The 18,886-nt window shown below is 55.3% G+C and carries 18 protein-coding genes and 1 tRNA gene; 10 read left to right on the top strand and 9 right to left on the bottom strand.

Annotated elements, in window-relative coordinates; all coding sequences use genetic code 11:
• Positions 1-6: 6 nt before the first annotated feature.
• Positions 7-1,338, bottom strand: coding sequence for an amino-acid N-acetyltransferase (gene argA, locus AB3N39_RS16870; RefSeq protein ID WP_023294467.1), 1,332 nt, complete (start codon positions 1,336-1,338; stop codon positions 7-9).
• A 227-nt stretch (positions 1,339-1,565) separates the two neighbouring features.
• On the opposite strand from argA, the gene amiC reads away from it, so the two are divergent.
• A complete protein-coding gene (gene amiC, locus AB3N39_RS16865; protein WP_133295076.1) occupies positions 1,566-2,819 on the top strand; it encodes an N-acetylmuramoyl-L-alanine amidase AmiC in 1,254 nt (417 codons plus the stop codon).
• 87 nt (positions 2,820-2,906) lie between these two features.
• Here amiC and AB3N39_RS16860 read toward each other — a convergent pair.
• Positions 2,907-2,983, bottom strand: a tRNA-Met gene (locus tag AB3N39_RS16860).
• A gap of 208 nt (positions 2,984-3,191) precedes the next feature.
• Between AB3N39_RS16860 and mltA the strand changes: the two genes are divergently transcribed.
• Both mltA and tcdA read left to right on the top strand, forming a co-directional pair.
• Positions 3,192-4,289 (top strand): murein transglycosylase A, encoded by a 1,098-nt coding sequence (gene mltA / locus AB3N39_RS16855; protein ID WP_111965423.1) that lies wholly within the window; start codon positions 3,192-3,194, stop codon positions 4,287-4,289.
• A 75-nt stretch (positions 4,290-4,364) separates the two neighbouring features.
• The gene (gene tcdA / locus AB3N39_RS16850) at positions 4,365-5,171 is read left to right on the top strand and encodes a tRNA cyclic N6-threonylcarbamoyladenosine(37) synthase TcdA (protein WP_003862764.1); all 807 of its coding nucleotides are present in this window, start codon (positions 4,365-4,367) and stop codon (positions 5,169-5,171) included.
• Here tcdA and csdE read toward each other — a convergent pair.
• The gene (gene csdE, locus AB3N39_RS16845) at positions 5,162-5,608 is read right to left on the bottom strand and encodes a cysteine desulfurase sulfur acceptor subunit CsdE (RefSeq protein ID WP_143345472.1); all 447 of its coding nucleotides are present in this window, start codon (positions 5,606-5,608) and stop codon (positions 5,162-5,164) included. The genes tcdA and csdE overlap by 10 nt on opposite strands.
• Positions 5,608-6,813 (bottom strand): cysteine desulfurase CsdA, encoded by a 1,206-nt coding sequence (gene csdA / locus AB3N39_RS16840; protein WP_133295074.1) that lies wholly within the window; start codon positions 6,811-6,813, stop codon positions 5,608-5,610. Before csdA ends, csdE begins: the two co-directional genes overlap by 1 nt.
• A 192-nt stretch (positions 6,814-7,005) precedes the next feature.
• On the opposite strand from csdA, the gene AB3N39_RS16835 reads away from it, so the two are divergent.
• From AB3N39_RS16835 to rlmM, 4 genes are all read left to right on the top strand, one after another.
• On the top strand, positions 7,006-7,233 hold the full coding sequence (locus AB3N39_RS16835) for a YgdI/YgdR family lipoprotein (RefSeq protein ID WP_008499648.1): 228 nt from the start codon (positions 7,006-7,008) through the stop codon (positions 7,231-7,233).
• Positions 7,234-7,582: 349 nt separating this feature from the next.
• Positions 7,583-8,500 (top strand): glycine cleavage system transcriptional regulator GcvA, encoded by a 918-nt coding sequence (gene gcvA / locus AB3N39_RS16830; protein WP_032643156.1) that lies wholly within the window; start codon positions 7,583-7,585, stop codon positions 8,498-8,500.
• Between the two features lie 39 nt (positions 8,501-8,539).
• Entirely contained in the window at positions 8,540-8,935 is a 396-nt protein-coding gene (locus AB3N39_RS16825; RefSeq protein ID WP_023309031.1) for a DUF423 domain-containing protein, read from the top strand.
• Entirely contained in the window at positions 8,928-10,028 is a 1,101-nt protein-coding gene (gene rlmM / locus AB3N39_RS16820) for a 23S rRNA (cytidine(2498)-2'-O)-methyltransferase RlmM (protein WP_136195120.1), read from the top strand. Before AB3N39_RS16825 ends, rlmM begins: the two co-directional genes overlap by 8 nt.
• A 60-nt stretch (positions 10,029-10,088) precedes the next feature.
• Here rlmM and xni read toward each other — a convergent pair whose 3' ends face one another.
• From xni to queF, 5 genes are all read right to left on the bottom strand, one after another.
• On the bottom strand, positions 10,089-10,844 hold the full coding sequence (gene xni, locus AB3N39_RS16815; protein WP_115876191.1) for a flap endonuclease Xni: 756 nt from the start codon (positions 10,842-10,844) through the stop codon (positions 10,089-10,091).
• Between the two features lie 112 nt (positions 10,845-10,956).
• The gene (locus AB3N39_RS16810; RefSeq protein WP_111965429.1) at positions 10,957-12,324 is read right to left on the bottom strand and encodes an L-serine ammonia-lyase; all 1,368 of its coding nucleotides are present in this window, start codon (positions 12,322-12,324) and stop codon (positions 10,957-10,959) included.
• 65 nt (positions 12,325-12,389) lie between these two features.
• Positions 12,390-13,685, bottom strand: coding sequence for an HAAAP family serine/threonine permease (locus AB3N39_RS16805; RefSeq protein WP_111965430.1), 1,296 nt, complete (start codon positions 13,683-13,685; stop codon positions 12,390-12,392).
• A gap of 515 nt (positions 13,686-14,200) precedes the next feature.
• Positions 14,201-15,565, bottom strand: coding sequence for a nucleotide 5'-monophosphate nucleosidase PpnN (gene ppnN / locus AB3N39_RS16800; protein WP_023309027.1), 1,365 nt, complete (start codon positions 15,563-15,565; stop codon positions 14,201-14,203).
• Between the two features lie 116 nt (positions 15,566-15,681).
• Positions 15,682-16,524: an NADPH-dependent 7-cyano-7-deazaguanine reductase QueF gene (queF, locus tag AB3N39_RS16795; RefSeq protein ID WP_133295072.1), complete on the bottom strand. Its 843-nt coding sequence runs from the start codon at positions 16,522-16,524 to the stop codon at positions 15,682-15,684.
• A gap of 69 nt (positions 16,525-16,593) precedes the next feature.
• Here queF and syd point away from each other — a divergent pair, with 69 nt between their 5' ends.
• From syd to truC, 3 genes are all read left to right on the top strand, one after another.
• Positions 16,594-17,139, top strand: coding sequence for a SecY-interacting protein (gene syd / locus AB3N39_RS16790; protein WP_127732186.1), 546 nt, complete (start codon positions 16,594-16,596; stop codon positions 17,137-17,139).
• Between the two features lie 632 nt (positions 17,140-17,771).
• Complete coding sequence (locus AB3N39_RS16785; protein WP_047173524.1) at positions 17,772-18,101, top strand: YqcC family protein; 330 nt, start codon at positions 17,772-17,774, stop codon at positions 18,099-18,101.
• Positions 18,098-18,874: a tRNA pseudouridine(65) synthase TruC gene (truC, locus tag AB3N39_RS16780; RefSeq protein WP_047173523.1), complete on the top strand. Its 777-nt coding sequence runs from the start codon at positions 18,098-18,100 to the stop codon at positions 18,872-18,874. Before AB3N39_RS16785 ends, truC begins: the two co-directional genes overlap by 4 nt.
• Positions 18,875-18,886 lie beyond the last annotated feature (12 nt).

Genomic DNA, 18,886 nt, shown 5'->3' with positions numbered 1-18,886 from the left:
CTAGTATCATCCCAGGTCCGCCATCAGCACTTTTGAACGACGCTGATAGTTGTACATCTCTTTCTTTGTTTCCGGCAGAGAATCGATATCCACCGGCGTGAACCCGCGCTCCTGGAACCAGTGAATGCTGCGCGTCGTCAGGACGAACAGCTTGCTCAGCCCCATCTGGCGCGCCTGTGCCGCCACGCGCTCAAGCAGCATTTCACCGCGTGAAGAGCTACGGTAATCAGGATGCACCGCCACGCAGGCCATTTCACCGATCTTCTCTTCCGGGAACGGATAGAGCGCGGCGCAGGCGATGGTCAGGTTATCGCGCTGAATAATGGTGAATTTGTCGATCTCCATCTCCAGCTGCTCGCGTGAACGACGCACCAGGATACCCTGCTGTTCCAGCGGGCGAATCAGCTCCAGAATACCGCCGATGTCGTTGATGGTGGCGCGGCGGATCTGCTCCGCACTCTCCATCACAATCTGTGTACCAATACCGTCGCGGGAGAACAGCTCCTGCAGCAGGGCCCCGTCTTCCTGATAGCTGATAAGGTGGCTGCGGCGCACGCCGCTGCGGCAGGCCTTCACGGCGCCACGCAGGAAGCGGACGGTGCCGGAGTAGTAATCGCCTTCGGCTTCCAGCGCTTCCACGCGAGCCTGGGCTTCATTCGGGAAGAGTTCCGGCACGATCGTTCCTTCATCGTTCACGACGCCCTGAGAGGAGCAGAACCCAATCATTTTTTCCGCCTTCAGCTTGATCGCCAGCTGCGTGGCGATCTCTTCTGAGGTGAGGTTAAAGCTTTCGCCGGTCACTGAAACGGCGACTGGGCCCATCAGGACGATGGCTCCGCTGTCCAGCTGGCGGTGAATAGCTTCTTCATCAATACGACGAATGCGACCGCTGTGGCAGTAATCCACGCCATCGTCCACGCCGAGCGGCTGGGCAATGATAAAGTTGCCGCTCACGACGTTGATATGCGCGCCCTGCAGCGGCGTGTTGTTCAGGCTCATGGACAGGCGAGCGGTAATATCCAGCTGCAGCAGACCTGCCGCCTGTTTCACCAGCTCAAGGGTTTTGGCATCCGTGACGCGGGTATGTTTGTGGTAAATCGGCTCGTGGTGATGAGCGGCCAGGTTGGCGTCGATCTGCGGACGGGCGCCATAAACCACCACCAGGCGGATCCCGAGGCTGTGCAGCAGGCCAATGTCATTGACGATGCTGGAAAAATTTTCATGCTCAATGGCTTCGCCGCCAAGCATGATGACAAACGTTTTTCCCCGATGGGCGTTGATATAGGGAACAGAATGGCGGAATCCCTGGACCAGTTCGGTTCTACGTTCCTTCACCATGGCACAACCCTTAATGAATGTTTATTCGTAATTTATGTATTTTTATTCGATTGTGACCGCGTGTGCAAGCGCAAATTTTCCGCGACCCACAGAATTTGGTAAGTAATCCGTGCGTTAGCGTATGATTGTTTACCCTTTTATAGATGACAGTTTATGCGTCATTCGTTAAAGTTTTCGGTCAATCTGGACATTTTGTATATCAGTCAGTGTTCTTGCTCGGGAGAAGCATGTCGGGATCCAATTCAGCAATAAGCCGCCGCCGTTTGTTAAAAGGGGCCGGGGCAATGTGGTTGCTTAGCGTCAGTCAGGTCGGTCTTGCCGCAACCAGTCAGGTGGTAGCGGTGCGCGTCTGGCCATCGTCGACCTATACGCGCGTGACGGTCGAATCCAATCGCGTGCTGAAATATAAGCAATTTGCCCTCAGCAACCCGGAACGCGTGGTGGTGGATCTCGAAGGCGTTAACCTCAACTCCGTGCTGAAAGGGATAGCGGCGCAGATCCGCGGCGACGATCCGTTTATTAAATCGGCGCGCGTCGGGCAGTTCGACCCGCAAACCGTGCGCATGGTGTTTGAGCTTAAGCAGAACGTGAAGCCGCAGCTGTTCGCCCTGGCGCCCGTCGCGACGTTTAAAGAGCGACTGGTCATGGATCTCTACCCGGCCAATGCGACGGATATTCAGGATCCGCTTCTCGCCCTGCTGGAGGATTACAACAAAGGCGATCTTCAGCGTCAGGTGCCGCCCGCGCAAAGTGGTCCGCAGCCGGGGAAAGCAGGGCGCGATCGTCCGATTGTGATCATGCTCGATCCTGGCCACGGCGGCGAAGACTCCGGCGCGGTGGGAAAATACCGTACGCGTGAAAAAGACGTGGTGCTGCAAATTGCCCGTCGCCTGAAGGCGTTGATTGATAAAGAAGGCAATATGCGCGCCTATATGACGCGCAATGAAGATATCTTTATTCCGCTGAAGGTCCGGGTGGCGAAAGCACAGAAGCAGCGCGCAGATTTGTTCGTGTCGATCCATGCGGATGCGTTTACCAGCCGCCAGCCAAGCGGTTCGTCCGTGTTCGCGCTCTCAACCAAAGGCGCGACCAGTACCGCCGCGAGATACCTTGCGGACACCCAGAACGCCTCGGACCTGATTGGTGGCGTGAGCAAAAGCGGCGATCGCTACGTCGACCACACCATGTTCGATATGGTGCAGTCGCTGACCATTAACGACAGCCTGAAGTTTGGTAAAGCGGTGCTGGGCAAGCTGGGGAACATCAATAAGCTGCATAAGAACAGCGTTGAACAGGCCGGATTTGCGGTACTCAAGGCGCCGGATATTCCGTCCATCCTGGTTGAAACCGCGTTTATCAGTAACGTGGAAGAGGAGCGTAAGCTCAAGACGGCAAAATTCCAGCAGGAGGTTGCGGAGTCGATTCTGGCAGGGATTCGTGCGTATTTCTCTGACGGGGCGACGCTGGCGCGGCGCGGATAACGCTTTCAGCCGGGTACACGCCCGGCAAATTCACAAACGACAGATACAAAAAAACACCCTTCAGGGTGTTTATTGTTTTAGAAGTGTTGGTTGCGGGGGCCGGATTTGAACCGACGACCTTCGGGTTATGAGCCCGACGAGCTACCAGGCTGCTCCACCCCGCGTCCGTGGATGCGCACTATACTCGGATAGACTTGTGATGCAACCCCTTTTTCACATTTATCATGATTTTGTATGCAAATTGAACGACATGGCGTTGTTTGGACTATTTTTTGCGCAAAATTTGCCAAAGGGCATGCGATCGCATTTCATTAGCCCTGGCGGTTTGTTATCTTCATCACGCGGAAATGGGCAACTTAAAGACGAGATATAATGAAAGGACGTTGGGCGAAGTATCTGATGACGGGCGCAATGGTAGCGATTCTTGCGGCCTGTTCTTCCAAACCGACCGATCGCGGTCAACAGTATAAAGACGGGAAGTTATCCCAGCCTTTCTCTTTAGTTAATCAGCCTGATGCTGTCGGCGCACCGATTAATGCCGGTGATTTCTCCGAGCAGGTCTACCAGATCCGCAACGCGTCGCCGCGTCTGTATGGCGCCCAGAGTAGCGTATATAACGCGGTCCAGGACTGGCTGAAAGCAGGCGGCGATACGCGCAATATGCGCCAGTTTGGTATCGACGCCTGGCAGATGGAAGGGGCCGATAACTACGGCAACGTCCAGTTTACCGGCTATTACACCCCAGTTATCCAGGCACGACACTCGCGTCAGGGCGAGTTCCAGTATCCTATCTACCGTATGCCGCCAAAACGCGGTCGCCTCCCGTCGCGCGCCGAGATCTACGCCGGTGCGCTGAGCGAAAACTACGTCCTGGCCTACAGCAACTCCCTGATGGATAACTTCATCATGGACGTTCAGGGCAGCGGCTACATTGATTTTGGCGACGGTTCGCCACTTAACTTCTTCAGCTATTCCGGTAAAAACGGCCACGCCTATCGCAGTATCGGCAAGGTGCTGATCGACCGCGGCGAAGTGAAGAAAGAAGATATGTCGATGCAGGCGATCCGCGAGTGGGGCGAGAAACACAGCGAAGCCGAGGTGCGCGAGCTGCTTGAGCAGAACCCGTCGTTCGTCTTCTTCAAACCGCAAAACTTCGCGCCGGTGAAAGGGGCGAGCGCAGTTCCGCTGATTGGCCGCGCGTCGGTAGCATCCGATCGTTCGATTATTCCTGCAGGCACCACGCTGCTTGCTGAGGTCCCGCTGCTGGACAACAACGGCAAGTTCAACGGCCAGTATGAGCTGCGTCTGATGGTGGCGCTGGACGTCGGCGGGGCGATTAAAGGCCAGCACTTCGACATCTATCAGGGTATTGGCCCTGACGCAGGTCATCGCGCGGGCTGGTATAATCACTACGGACGCGTGTGGGTACTGAAGGCGGCACCAGGTGCCGGAAACGTATTCAGCGGCTGATTGTGGTATTCTGAGCGCAATACGGATTACTGTTCAGGGTGAGGATAACCTCACCCTTTTTACATCTGAGGTTTTATGTCTGTGGTAATCAGCGACGCCTGGCGCCAGCGTTTTGGCGGGACGGCACGTTTATATGGTGAAAAAGCCCTGCAGCTATTTGCGGATGCGCATGTCTGCGTCGTGGGCATTGGTGGTGTGGGGTCGTGGGCGGCAGAAGCGCTGGCGAGAACCGGTATTGGCGCAATCACGCTGATTGACATGGATGACGTTTGCGTCACCAACACCAACCGTCAAATCCACGCCCTGCGCGATAACGTTGGTCTGGCGAAGTCTGAGGTCATGGCGGAGCGTATCCGCCTGATCAACCCGGAATGTCAGGTCACGGTGATCGACGACTTTGTGACGGCAGATAACGTCGCGGAGTATATGAGCAAAGGCTACAGCTATGTGATTGACGCCATCGACAGCGTGCGGCCAAAAGCGGCGCTGATCGCCTATTGTCGTCGTTACAAGGTTCCCCTGGTGACGACGGGCGGCGCGGGCGGGCAAATCGACCCTACGCAGATCCAGGTAGCCGATCTGGCGAAAACCATTCAGGATCCGCTGGCGGCTAAGCTGCGTGAGCGCCTGAAGAGCGACTTTAACGTGGTGAAGAACAGCAAAGGCAAGCTGGGCGTTGACTGCGTGTTCTCGACCGAAGCGCTGGTTTACCCGCAGGCGGACGGCTCCGTGTGCGCGATGAAAAGCACGGCGGAAGGACCAAAGAGAATGGATTGCGCCTCAGGCTTTGGCGCGGCCACGATGGTGACCGCTTCCTTTGGCTTTGTGGCGGTGTCACACGCCCTGAAGAAGATGATGGCGAAAGCGGAGCGTCAGGCCTGAGCCTGGCGTGCGACGTCCTGCACGGCTTCGCTTAGCGCGATCAGCCCCTGACCGCGCGAGGCGCTGAGCTGCGCGCGCAGCCCAAGCTCATCAAATAACGCCAGCGGCGAATGGGCCAGCAGTTCCGCCGCGCTTTTCCCTTCCACAGCGGTCAACAATACGGCCAGCAGGCCCCGGACGATGCGGCCTTCGCTGTCGCCGAAGAAGTGCAGCTTCTCACCGGAGACGCTCACGCCAAGCCAGACGCGGTTTTCACAGCCTGCGATCTCTTTCGCCTGCGCTTTGAGATCGTCTGAAAGGGCAGGGAGCTGTTTACCCAGCAGGATCAGCTGTCGATATTTATCTTCCCACTGCTGGAGCGGGGCGAAGGTCTGTTTCAAGGTCTCTTCTGTGATGACGGTGCCAAACGGATGTCCGGCTAAAGCAGCGCTAGTCATTAATCCACCAGTATTTCAAGGGCACGGTCAACGGCGGCAACCAGCGCGTCGACATCGCTTTGGGTATTATACGGCGCAAACGAGGCGCGCAGCGTACCGTTAACGCCAAGCGCCGCAAGCAGCGGCTGGGCGCAGTGCTGTCCGGCACGCAGGGCAATGCCGTATCCGGCCAGCAGCGTCACCATGTCGCTGTGATGTACGCCCGCAAAATCAAAGGCGAGCAGGCTTGAGTCCTGAACGCGGAACGAGCGGAAGCCCGGGCGCTTTTTGAGTTCTTCCTCTGCCAGCGTCGCTAGCCCCCGGCTCCAGCTTTCAGCCTGAACAATGTCTGTTTCTGCCAGCCACTCCAGCGCCGCGCTTAAGCCAATCACCCCCGCCACGTTCGGCGTACCGGCTTCCAGACGATAGGGGATGTCCTGCGTTTTGAAGCCCTCGAACGACACTTCGGTAATCATTTTGCCGCCACCAAGCCACGGCGTCATTTTTGCCAGCAGTTCTGGCTTGCCGTACAACGCCCCAATACCGGTTGGCCCATAAAGTTTATGTCCTGAGAAGGCATAGAAATCGATATCCAGCGCCTGCACGTCGGCGGGGAAGTGCACCACGCCCTGAGCGCCGTCAACCATCACCACCATCCCGCAGGCATGGGCTACGCGAATGGCCTGAGCCAGATCCGGGCAACCTCCCGTGACGTTCGACATCTGTCCGAGCGCCAGAATGCGGCTGCGGGAGGTAATCAGCTCGGGGAGGCGAGCCACATTGGGCAGAAGGTCTGCACCCAGCGGAAGCTTCACCACGCGTGCGCCCGTCTGCTCGGCCACCATCAGCCACGGCACCAGGTTGGCGTGATGTTCCGCCTCGCTGACGACGATCTCATCGCCCGGCTGAAGCAGCGGGCGCGCGAAGCACTGGGCCACCATGTTGATGGCCTCGGTCGTGCCGCGCGTCCAGACGATGTTTTTCCCGCTTTCGGCATTGATCAGGCGGGCGACCTGATCGCGTGCCGCTTCATAGCGCGCGGTTAACCGCTGCGCTTCGGCAAACTGGCTGCGATGCACGTTCCCGGCGCTCAGGCTGTAGAACTGCTGAGTGGCCTCAATCACCGCCTGGGGCTTAAGGGCGGTGGCGGCGCTATCCAGATAAATACCGGCATCGGCCAGCGCCGGAAACTGTGCGCGGAACTGCGCAGGGCTGAAAGCGTTCATGGGATTCCTCATTTCAATATAGCGATCGTCGCGCAATTTCAGCTGCAGGGCAAGGAGGTTGATATCTATCAGAATTGTCTGCTTATCCTGATGACCTCAAAAAAGCAGGTTATGCTAAATAGCGTTAGGCGGATGTTTTAGCCTGTTATAAATCGAGGTTTGAATAGCATTAATTGCTAAAGGAGAATAATCATGAATAAGACAGCTGCAATCATTTCTGCCTGTGCGTTTACTTTTGCCCTGAGCGCCTGTTCTGGTAATAACTACGTGATGCACACCAACGATGGTCGTTCTATCGTTTCGGAAGGGAAACCGACTACCGATAATGATACCGGGATGATTTCGTACAAAGATGCTAACGGGAACAAGCAGCAGATCAACCGCACGGACGTGAAAGAGATGAAAGAGATCGAGCATTAACAGATCGCAAGCGAAAAAAAAGCACCGCAAATTGGCGGTGCTACATTAATCACTATGGACAGACAGGGTAAATGTACAGGAAGTGAAAAATTGGTAGCGTTGCTACCGTGGTCTGAATCGCAGACCAATTGCAAACACAACAACACAACATCACAACCGTAAGCCAAAAGCCCTTCAGAACACGCATTCCGAAAAAAGCTCTTCGTTCCGGCTCAGGAAGTGCCGCCACTATAGGTATTTGCTGGTAGTTCCTCAACGGACAAATTATAATGGCTCAGATAAAAAAAACTAATAGGTTAAACGTTGTTTCCTGTTTGTTAAAATCCGTTAACATCTAAGCCAGATAACCATGTCAAAGCGATTGCCACCTCTTAATGCATTACGTGTTTTTGATGCAGCAGCACGTCACCTGAGCTTTACCCGCGCAGCAGATGAGCTTTTTGTGACACAGGCCGCAGTAAGTCACCAAATCAAGTCTCTGGAGGATTTTCTGGGCCTTAAGCTGTTTCGTCGACGCAACCGTTCGTTGCTGTTGACCGAAGAGGGGCAGAGCTATTTTCAGGATATTAAAGAGATTTTTTCCCAGCTTACGGAAGCCACGCGTAAGCTGCAGGCTCGCAGTGCAAAAGGTGCCCTGACTGTCAGTTTATTGCCCAGTTTTGCGATTCAATGGCTGGTGCCCAGACTCTCAAGCTTTAACTCAGCTTATCCGGGGATCGACGTTCGAATCCAGGCGGTAGATCGTCAGGAGGACAAGCTGGCCGATGACGTGGATGTCGCCATTTTTTATGGTCGCGGTAACTGGCCGGGCTTGCGTGTTGAGAAATTATACGCAGAATATCTCCTGCCGGTCTGTTCTCCCCTGCTGTTAACGGGCGACAAGGCGCTGAAGTCTCCCGCTGATCTGGCGCAGCATACGCTTTTGCATGATGCCTCTCGCCGCGACTGGCAAACTTATACCCGTCAATTAGGTCTTACTCATATAAACGTGCAGCAGGGACCCATCTTTAGCCACAGTGCGATGGTGTTACAGGCTGCCATTCACGGACAAGGCGTGGCGTTGGCGAACAACGTCATGGCGCAGTCTGAAATTGAGGCAGGCCGCCTGGTCTGCCCTTTTAATGATGTACTGGTCAGCAAGAATGCGTTTTATCTGGTTTGTCATGACAGTCAGGCAGAACTGGGTAAAATAGCCGCCTTCCGGCAGTGGATACTGGCGAAAGCGGCAACCGAGCAAGAAAAATTCCGCTTCAGGTATGAACAATAACGTTTGTGTGCCGGGCACGCATCAACTCAGGACTTAAACATGACCAGCCGATTCATGCTGATTTTTGCCGCGGTGAGTGGCTTTATTTTTGTTGCACTGGGCGCCTTTGGCGCACATGTATTAAGCAAGTCTTTGGGCGCTGTAGAGATGGGCTGGATCCAGACCGGCCTTGAATATCAGGCATTCCACACGCTGGCTATTTTTGGGCTGGCGGTGGCGATGCAGCGTCGTATCAGTATCTGGTTTTACTGGAGCAGCGTGTTTATGGCGCTGGGTACCGTGTTGTTTAGCGGTAGCCTGTACTGCCTTGCGCTCTCACATCTGCGCCTGTGGGCGTTCGTTACACCTGTCGGCGGCTTCAGCTTCCTGGCAGGTTGGGTATTAATGTTTATCGGAGCTATCCGTCTGAAACGCAAGGGCGTTGTTCATGAATAAGGTTGTTTTATATTGTCGCCCGGGGTTTGAGAAAGAGTGTGCCGCGGAAATTACCGATAAAGCGGCGAAGCGCGAAGTCTTCGGCTTTGCCCGCGTAAAAGAGAACGCGGGCTATGTGGTATTCGAGTGCTACCAGCCCGAAGACGCAGACAAGCTGGCACGCGAGCTGCCGTTCAGCTCGCTGATCTTTGCTCGCCAGATGATTGTTGCGGGTGAGCTGCTGAAGGATCTTCCGCCGGAAGACCGCATCACGCCAATTGTCGGCATGCTGCAGGGCGTGGTGGAAAAGGGCGGCGATCTGCGCGTTGAAGTGGCGGATACCAACGAAAGTAAAGAGCTGATGAAGTTCTGCCGTAAGTTCACCGTGCCGCTGCGTGCGGCGCTGCGTGATGCGGGCGTGCTGACGGACTACGAAACGCCGAAGCGTCCGGTAGTGCATATTTTCTTTATCGCACCGGGCTGCTGCTATGCAGGCTATTCGTACACCACCAACAACTCTCCTTTCTTTATGGGCATCCCGCGTTTGCGCTTCCCGGCCGATGCGCCAAGCCGTTCCACGCTCAAGCTGGAAGAGGCGTTCCACGTCTTTATCCCGGCGGATGAGTGGGATGAGCGTCTGGCAAACGGCATGTACGCCGTCGACCTTGGTGCGTGCCCGGGCGGCTGGACCTATCAGCTGGTGAAACGCAATATGTGGGTATCGTCCGTTGATAACGGCCCAATGGCGCAAAGCCTGATGGACACCGGGCAGGTTACCTGGCTGCGTGAAGACGGTTTCCGCTATCGCCCGAACCGTAACAACATCTCGTGGATGGTGTGTGATATGGTTGAGAAGCCGGCAAAAGTGGCTGCGCTGATGGCCTCCTGGCTGGTAAACGGCTGGTGTCGTGAGACCATTTTCAACCTCAAGCTGCCGATGAAAAAGCGCTATGAGGAAGTGTCGCAGAACCTGGCGTACATTCAGGAGCAGATGAACGAACACGGTATTAACGTGGAGATCCAGGCACGTCAGCTGTATCACGATCGTGAAGAGGTGACGGTGCATATTCGTCGCTGGTGGGCTGCGGTCGGCGGACGTCGCGACGAGCGATAGTGCGTGCTTTTTTTGCCCGGTGGCGCTGCGCTTACCGGGCGAAAAAACTGTGTAGTCGTTTTAACGTTCTAAACGCAGCTGCTGTAAATTCCCGTCGAGCTGTAAATCCGTCTGTAGCGTTGCGATTTCCCGGCAGATAAACGCCATCTCTTTATGCGCCTCCAGCTTCTTGCGCCACTTTTCCGGCACCTCATCCAGGCGGGCGTAAATCCCTTCCAGACTCTGAAAATCGGCCAGCAGCTGCGCGGCGCTCTTCGGCCCAATACCGGCGACACCCGGAACCTTAGAGCTGCTGATGCCTGCCAGCCCCCAGTAATCCGGCAGTTGTCCAGGCGAGACGCCGAACTCGCTGGCAATAAATGGCGCGTCCAGCCAGCGTTTTTGAAAATAGTCGCGAATGCGGATAGTGGGAGAGAGCAGCTGGCAGTAGCCTTTGTCAGTTGAAACGATAGTGGCCTGATGCCCGGCGCTGGCTACCTTTACGGCCAGAGTGGCTGCGAGATCGTCGGCTTCATTTCCCTGTGCGCCCCAGCAGGGGACGCCCCGCTGTTCAAATGCAGCGCGCAGCATGGGCAATTCAGCGTGAAGATCGTCCGGCATCGGTGCGCGTCCGGCTTTGTAGTCGGGCAAACGCTGGTGTCGCCAGCCCGTGTTGCGGTCTTCGTCATCAAAAACCGCGACCGCATGGGTGGGCTCGCTGTGGCGGATAAGCTGTTCCAGCGCGTGCAGGCAGGTGTCTTTACAAGGCGTCCCCTGTACCGCATGGATACGGCGAATCAGGTTTAGTGCATCGACGATAAGTAAATGAACGGCCACAGATAATCTCCCTTCTATCTCATATGTGAAGGGTAACACTGTCAGCAGCGTGAAACTATGAATGGTGGGGAAAACAGGAAGAAGCCTCGCAAAACGAGGCTTCCTGAGAGGCTTAATCGCAGGTTACGATCTTCATCGCCAGGCCGCCGCGAGAGGTTTCGCGGTATTTGGCGTTCATATCTTTACCGGTTTCGTACATGGTTTCGATAACCTTATCGAGACAGACCCGAGGCTCGCTGGTGCGGCGCAGCGCCATTCGCGCCGCGTTAACCGCCTTCACGGAGGCAATCGCGTTACGCTCGATGCACGGCACCTGTACCTGGCCGGCAACCGGGTCACAGGTCAGCCCCAGGTTGTGTTCCATGCCGATTTCCGCTGCGATGCACACCTGCGCCGGGCTTGCGCCCAAGAGTTCCGCCAGACCCGCCGCCGCCATAGAGCACGCCACGCCGACTTCACCCTGACAGCCCACTTCCGCACCGGAAATAGACGCGTTCATCTTATACAGCGAACCAATTGCACTGGCCACCAGCAGGTAGCGCGCCAGCGAGTTTGCGTTCACTTCACGGATAAACTTGTCGTAGTACGCCAGCACCGCCGGAACGATACCGCAGGCACCGTTGGTCGGCGCGGTGACCACACGGCCCCCTGCGGCGTTCTCTTCGTTTACCGCCAGGGCGAACATGTTGATCCAGTCCACCACGGCCATCGGGTCCGTGGTCGTTTTGTCGGTGCTCACCAGCATACGGCGCAGCGCTGCAGCACGACGCGGCACGCGAAGTTTGCCCGGCAGAACGCCTTCGGTGGTGATCCCGCGCTCAATACCGCCGCGCATCACTTCCCAGACGTTAGTGAAGTGCTGTTCGAGCTCCTCTTTGCTGTGAAGTGCCAGCTCGTTTTTCATCATCAGGCCGGAGAGGGAAAGGCCCGTCTCCTGGCAGTGGCGCTGGAGGTCTGCCGCCGTTTTGTACGGATACGGCACCTCGACAGAGGAAGTACTGGTTTGACCAAAGTGGTCTTCGTCGACGATAAAGCCGCCGCCGATAGAGTAATAAGTCTGGCTGTATACCGCTTTTTCGCCGGCCAGCGCGGTAATGCGCATGCCGTTTTCGTGCAGCGACAGGTTGTCCGCATGGAAATTCATGCAGTGGTCAACCGGGAATTCAACCTCGTGCTCGCCGTTCGCCAGCAGCAGGCGCCCGTGGGTATTAACGTCCTGGATGAAACCAGGGATCGCATCAATATCAACGGTATCCGGCAGGTTTCCCGCCAGGCCCATGATAATCGCGATATCGGTATGGTGGCCTTTCCCGGTCAGGGAAAGCGAGCCGTACACATCTACAACCACGCGCGTAATGTCGTGCAAGATGCCGCGTGCAATCAAGTCATCCGTGAACTGCTTACCGGCTTTCATCGGTCCGACGGTATGAGAGCTGGAAGGACCAATACCGATTTTGAAGATATCGAATACGCTAATCATGATGCGTCCATTGCTTTCAGTCAGAGAGGGAGGAGTGCGCCGTCCGAAAACGGCGCGGGTGGTAATCAGAACATGGTGTACAGGGAGTAGAAGATCGCAGAGATTGCGATAAGACCCATGATAACCACAAACACGTTGCTCACATGACCGCTGTACTTACGCATAGCAGGGACTTTCTGAATCGCGTACATCGGCATCAGGAACAGAATCATCGCGATGACCGGGCCGCCCAAGGTTTCAATCATGCCCAGGATGCTTGGGTTCAGGGTCGCTACTGCCCAGGTGGTGAGCAGCATGAACAGCGCGGTGATTTTGTTCAGCTTGTTGATTTCAATGCTCTTGCCTTTACCGCGCAGAGATTTAATCACCATACCGTTGAAGCCTTCACGTGCGCCGAGGTAGTGGCCCAGGAAGGATTTAGTGATGGCGATAATCGCGATGATCGGTGCCATCCACGCAATCAGCGGTGCGTTAAAGTGGTTCGCCAGGTAAGACAGGATAGAGATGTTCTGCTCTTTCGCTGCAGCCAGATCCGCCGGGGAAAGGCTCAGTACGCAACTGAAGACGAAGAACATAACGGTCAGAACCATCATGATGTGAGCGCGTGCCAGGATGCTGGAGCACTTCTTCTCTGCGCCGTTACCGTACTCTTCACGTTTCGCAACGGCGAAGGAAGAGATGATTGGAGAGTGGTTGAAGGAGAAGACCATTACCGGAATCGCCAGCCAGAGGGTCATCAGCAGGCCGTTACCGGTCGCCGATGCGCTGCTCAGGGACAGGGTTTCCAGCGCTGCACCGTTCCACTGTGGGATCAGGTAGCAGGCCAGCAGCATCAGTGCAGCCACAAACGGGAACACCAGCACGCTCATCGCCTTCACAATCATCTGCTCACCGAAGCGCACGATGGTCATCATGCCGACAATCAGGATCAGAGACAGGATGGCACGCGGAGGCGGCGTCATGTGCAGCTGGTGCAGCATGAAGCTTTCAACGGTGTTGGTAATCGCCACGCTGTAAACCAGCAGGATAGGGTAAATCGCGAAGAAGTAGAGCAGGGTAATCAGCTTACCTGCGCCCACGCCGAAATGCTCTTCAACCACTTCAGTGATGTCTTCGCCCGGGTTTTTACCGGACAGCACGAAGCGGGTCAAACCGCGGTGTGCAAAGAAGGTCATCGGGAAAGCAATGATAGCCATAATGATCAGCGGAATCAGACCGCCGACGCCTGCGTTGATAGGAAGGAACAGTACACCAGCGCCGATTGCCGTGCCGTAAAGGCCAAGCATCCACATGGTATCCGTTTTGCGCCAACCACTTCGGGATTCAATCGAAGCAACGGTGCTGGTTTGAGTGGTTTCCATCTATATCTCCTGGAGGAAGGGAATTGTCAGGTTTTTAGTCAAATCCGATGAAAAAGTGCCTGACGGTAATATGAAATTCGTTCAGTGACGGTTTTTTAATAATTTTTGCCCGTAACTATTGGCGGGCGGAAAGATACATTCTAGTTATGAATCTATCAGTGATCCTGATCCCAAATGCAATAATCCACTTATGATGTGGGCATCTTTAGACCATTTATCTGTTAAAAAAACACCAAAGAGAATTTACGGGCGCGAAGGCTACCACCAACGACACGTGAGCTGAAAGACTGGCCCGTGATATAGGTGTCTTTAGCTGTAAAGAAAGGGGTTTTTAGTATTTTCTGACGGGTAATTTAGATTAAGGCTGATAATTTACGGTTGAGAAAACAAGGTAATCGTTTGCGTTTGGGCATAGTTTGTTAAAGACATAAGTGATTCGTATGAATTACATCAGGAATAAAAAAAGCCGGGACGCGCAACAGGGCGACCCGGCTTTGATGAGATATCGCTAAGCGTTATGTGCAGATTTCGTAGCAAGGAATATAGGCTGAGCCTGGCAGCTTCATGCGGTGCTGGGCGACAAAGCCCTGCAGCATGTCGTCCATGCGGCGCATCATCTCCGGGTCGCCGTGGATCTTGTACGGACCGTATTGTTCAATGGCGCGGATGCCCATCTCTTTCACGTTGCCCGCGACAATACCGGAGAAGGCGCGACGCAGATCCGCAGCCAGCACTTCCACCGGCTGGTCCGGGTAGAGTTTCAGGTTCGCCATATTTTCGTGCGTTGGCTCGAACGGGATCTGCAGGTCTGGCGCAATACGGATTGACCAGTTAAAGCTGTACGCATCGCCGGTATCGCGACGGTTCTCCTTCACCAGCGGCATCGCTTTTTTCATCTGGCGCGCCACTTCCGCGGCATCGTCAATGATGATGCGATAGTGGCGACGGGCGGCTTCACCCAGCGTGTGCACGATAAACTCGTCCAGCACGCGGAAGTAGTCGGCGCTCTCTTTTGGCCCGGTCAGGATCAGCGGCAGAACCTGATCCTTGTTGGCCGGGTTCATCAGAATACCCAGCAGATAGAGCAGCTCTTCTGCTGTCCCCACGCCGCCCGGGAAGATGATAATGCCGTGGGCGATACGGACAAACGCTTCAAGACGCTTCTCAATATCCGGCATGATAATCAGCTCATTAACCAGCGGGTTAGGTGGCTCAGCGGCGATGATGGACGGTTCGGTCATGCCGATAAACCGTCCCTCTTTGTAGCGCTGCTGCGCATGCCCAACCGCCGCTCCTTTCATTGGTGCTTCCATCGCACCCGGACCGCAGCCGGTACAGATATTCAGCTCACGCAGGCCGAGTTGCGTTCCAACCCGACGGGCATAAAGGTATTCGGTTTCGTTAATGGAGTGGCCTCCCCAGCAGACAACCATGTTCGGCGCTTCGCCGACGTGCAGGGCACGGGCGTTACGCAAAATGGAGAACACCAGGTTGGTGATATGGACCGAGCTTTCCAGATCGAGATGCTGGAAACGACCTGCGTTGTGGATCTGCCCGTTAACAAACAGGATGTCACGCAGCACGGCAAACAGGTTAGCCTGAAGTGAACGAATGATACGCCCGTCAACAAAGGCCTCTTCCGGCGGGTTGATGACTTCAAGCTTCACGCCACGCTCGCGGCGCAGCACGTTGATATCAAAGCTTTCGAAGCGGGACAGCAGTTCTTTACTGTTATCTGTCAGGCTTCCGGAGTTCAGTACGGCAAGTGAACAGTTACGAAACAGTTGATAAAGATCGCTGCTGGCCGTGCGCTTAAGCATGTCCACTTCCAGCTGCGACAACATATCCATTGAGCCAAGCGGGCTAATATGTGTAATCAAGTGAGCTCCTTACGGGATGATTATCGTCTTTCCCTGTTGATTACAATAGCCCTGGCGCGTGACGTTTCACAACCTAAAGCGCGGAAGATACCGCGCATATTGTGAAAATATTTATATTATTGACGCACCAGCCGTCCGGTCGCCGGCACAAAATCGGTGTTGGTGCGCCACGGGTTGATGTCCAGACCGCCGCGGCGGGTATAGCGCGCGTAAACGCTCAGTTTTTCTGGCTGGCAGAAGCGCTGAATATCGCTAAAGATGCGCTCCACGCACTGCTCGTGGAACTCGTTGTGATGTCGGAATGACACCAGGTAGCGCAGCAATTTTTCCCGGTCGATTTTCGGGCCGCGGTACTGGATCTTCACCGAGCCCCAGTCTGGCTGATGCGTGATCAGGCAGTTGGATTTCAGCAGATGGCTGACCAAAGTCTCTTCGACCACCTTGCCACTCGCCGCGTTTTCGAGGTAATCGGCGCTAAATTCATAATTCTCCACCTCAATATCCTGATCGTCGATGCAGGTTCCGTTGAAGTGGGCGACTGGCTGCCCTTCCAGCTCGTGCAGGCGATACAGTGAAACGCTCACCTTTCCCTGCGCGCAGGCGCTTAAATCACGTTCCAGCGTGTGCTGAACGTCGTCCCAGCTGTTAAATTTTGTCTGGTTAAAGCTGTTGAGATAGAGCTTAAAGCTTTTAGACTCGACGAGATTCACGCTGGCGTAGTCCAGCTCAACGTGGCCCACCGCCACCTGCGGCAGACCGCGTGCGTTGAGCCACGAGAGTTCGTACAGCGTCCAGATATCTCCACCCACGAACGGCAGCGCGTCTGCGTGCAGACCCAGAGGATCGCGGTTCAGGCTGCGCGGCACGCCCTGCAGCAGGCTTGCATCGTAGGTATCGCGGTAATCGGTCGATTTACCCAGCGTTAAGCCGGTTAACGCCTGATGATTTTCGTAAGACATGTTTCATAGCCACTTTACAGGTACACTTATGGCCTGAGTTTATCCTGTCTGACAAGAAGAGAGAAATCGGTGGACATCGAAACTGCAAATGCCCTCACTACCTTTACGACCCGCTACTGCGACGCATGGCATGAAAAGCAGGGCTCGTGGCCGCAAAGTTCTGATTTATATGGCGTACCTTCACCGTGTATTATCTCTTCGCTCGACGGTTACGTTATCTGGCAACCAAAACCTTTTGACGGCGAGCAAAATGTAAATGCGGTTGAGCGGGCAATGGACATTGTGGTACAACCAGCGGTTCACGCATTTTATACCGCGCAGTTTGCAGGGGATATGCCCGCGCGCTTTGCCGATATCACGCTGACGCTGTTGCAGACCTGGAGCGAAGACGATCTGCAGCGTGTTCAGGAAAACCTGATTGGTCATCTTGTCACGCAAAAACGCCTTAAGCTTTCTCCGACGCTCTTTATTGCCACGCTGGACAGCGAGCTCGACGTTATCTCCGTCTGTAACCTGTCAGGTGAAGTGGTTAAAGAGACTATCGGTACCCGCAATCGCGAGACTCTCGCCCCCTCTCTTGCGGATTTCCTCACCCGCCTTGAGCCACTTCTGTAACCCCTGATGCTATAACGCGTGTGAGAGATCTCTTACAACGTTTGTGAGAGATCGCTGGAACATTCAGTATTACCTCATTAAATTCAGATTAATATCACTCTATTTTTCAATGAATTAGTTGTTCTGCCTATTATTTTTAGGGAGTCCTCGCGTCTTACAACGCTGGCTGAGTGGGTTGTAAGACGAAGCGGAATAGCGGATTCTATCTCCGTCGACAGGAAGCCGACACGAGAAACGAACATCAGGATGATGGCGTTTCACACTCAGGACTCGTCAGGATGGCGCTGCAGGAAGGCTTCAGGATGAAGCGAAGCGGATAACGCAAGATGCGTAAGGGACACCTCCAGGAAGGAGAACGAGAACCGGTCAGGATGGTCGGTGGGTCAGGAAGGCCAGGACGTTTCAGGATGAAACAAACACGTCAGGAAGATGTGTGCACGATGCAAAAGGTAGACGGATGACCAGGCCTTCGGGCTTCAGGAAAAGTTGTCACGGATGAGCAGGGAGCACGAATTGTAGCTGGAATGCTGCGAAACGAACCGGGAGCACTGTTTTTACAGTGCTCCCTTTTTTTATTTCTGCCTTCCGCAATGCTATGCTGCGCGCCGTTCACTTTTTCAGTTGAGGTTACTATGACGCAACACGATAGCGTTCGTGCTCAGTTGCACGCCATCGAAGCCCTTTTGCGCCAACATCAGCTGTGGCAGGAGACCGCGCCGCAGCCAGAAGCGTTCGCGAGCACCCAGCCTTTCTGCCTGGATACGCTGGCCCCGTTTGAGTGGCTGCAGTGGGTGTTAATTCCGCGCATGCACGCCCTGCTTGAGGGCGGTCATCCGCTGCCGCAGGCGTTTGCTGTCTCTCCCTATTATGAAATGGCGCTCGAAGCGACGCATCCTGCGCGCGACGTCATGCTGGTCGAACTGGAAAAACTGGATTCCCTGTTTGCCGGTGAAGATGCATGACGCTTGAGATCCTCTATCAGGACGAGTGGCTGGTGGCGGTGAATAAACCGTCCGGCTGGCTGGTACACCGCAGCTGGCTCGATCGTGATGAGAAAGTGGTGGTGATGCAGACCGTTCGCGATCAGATTGGTCAGCATGTTTTTACCGCCCATCGTCTCGACCGGCCGACCTCCGGCGTGCTGCTGATGGGGCTTTCCAGCGAGGCGGGGCGTCTGCTGGCGCAGCAGTTTGAACAACATCAGATCCAGAAGCGCTACCACGCGATCGTGCGGGGCTGGCTGACCGAGTCCGCCACGCTGGACTACCCGCTGGTGGAGGAGCTGGACAAAATCGCCGATAAATTTGCCCGCGATGACAAAGGCCCGCAGCCCGCCGTGACTGATTATCGCGGTATGGCGACGACGGAAATGCCGGTGGCAACCAGCAAATTTCCGACCACGCGCTACAGCCTGGTTGAGCTTCTGCCCAAAACCGGGCGTAAGCACCAGCTGCGACGCCACCTTGCGCATCTGCGCCACCCGATTATTGGCGACAGCAAACACGGTGATTTACGCCAGAACCGCAGCGCGGCCGAACACTTTGGCTGCCATCGTCTGATGCTGCACGCGAGCGAGCTCAGCCTGACGCACCCGTTTACCGGCGAGCCGCTGACTATCCGTGCGCGGCTGGACGACGTCTGGATGCAGGCGCTGTCACAGTTTGGCTGGCTGGGACAACTCCCCGAAAATGAAAGGGTTGAGTTTGTATCGGGCAACGTTCAGGATGAAGAGTAAGCGCATTCAATA

Source organism: Enterobacter vonholyi, from assembly GCF_040834095.1.
Classification (GTDB): domain Bacteria; phylum Pseudomonadota; class Gammaproteobacteria; order Enterobacterales; family Enterobacteriaceae; genus Enterobacter; species Enterobacter vonholyi.
The sequence above is the reverse complement of the archived record's forward strand: the minus strand, read 5'-3'. Positions and strand labels throughout refer to the sequence as shown.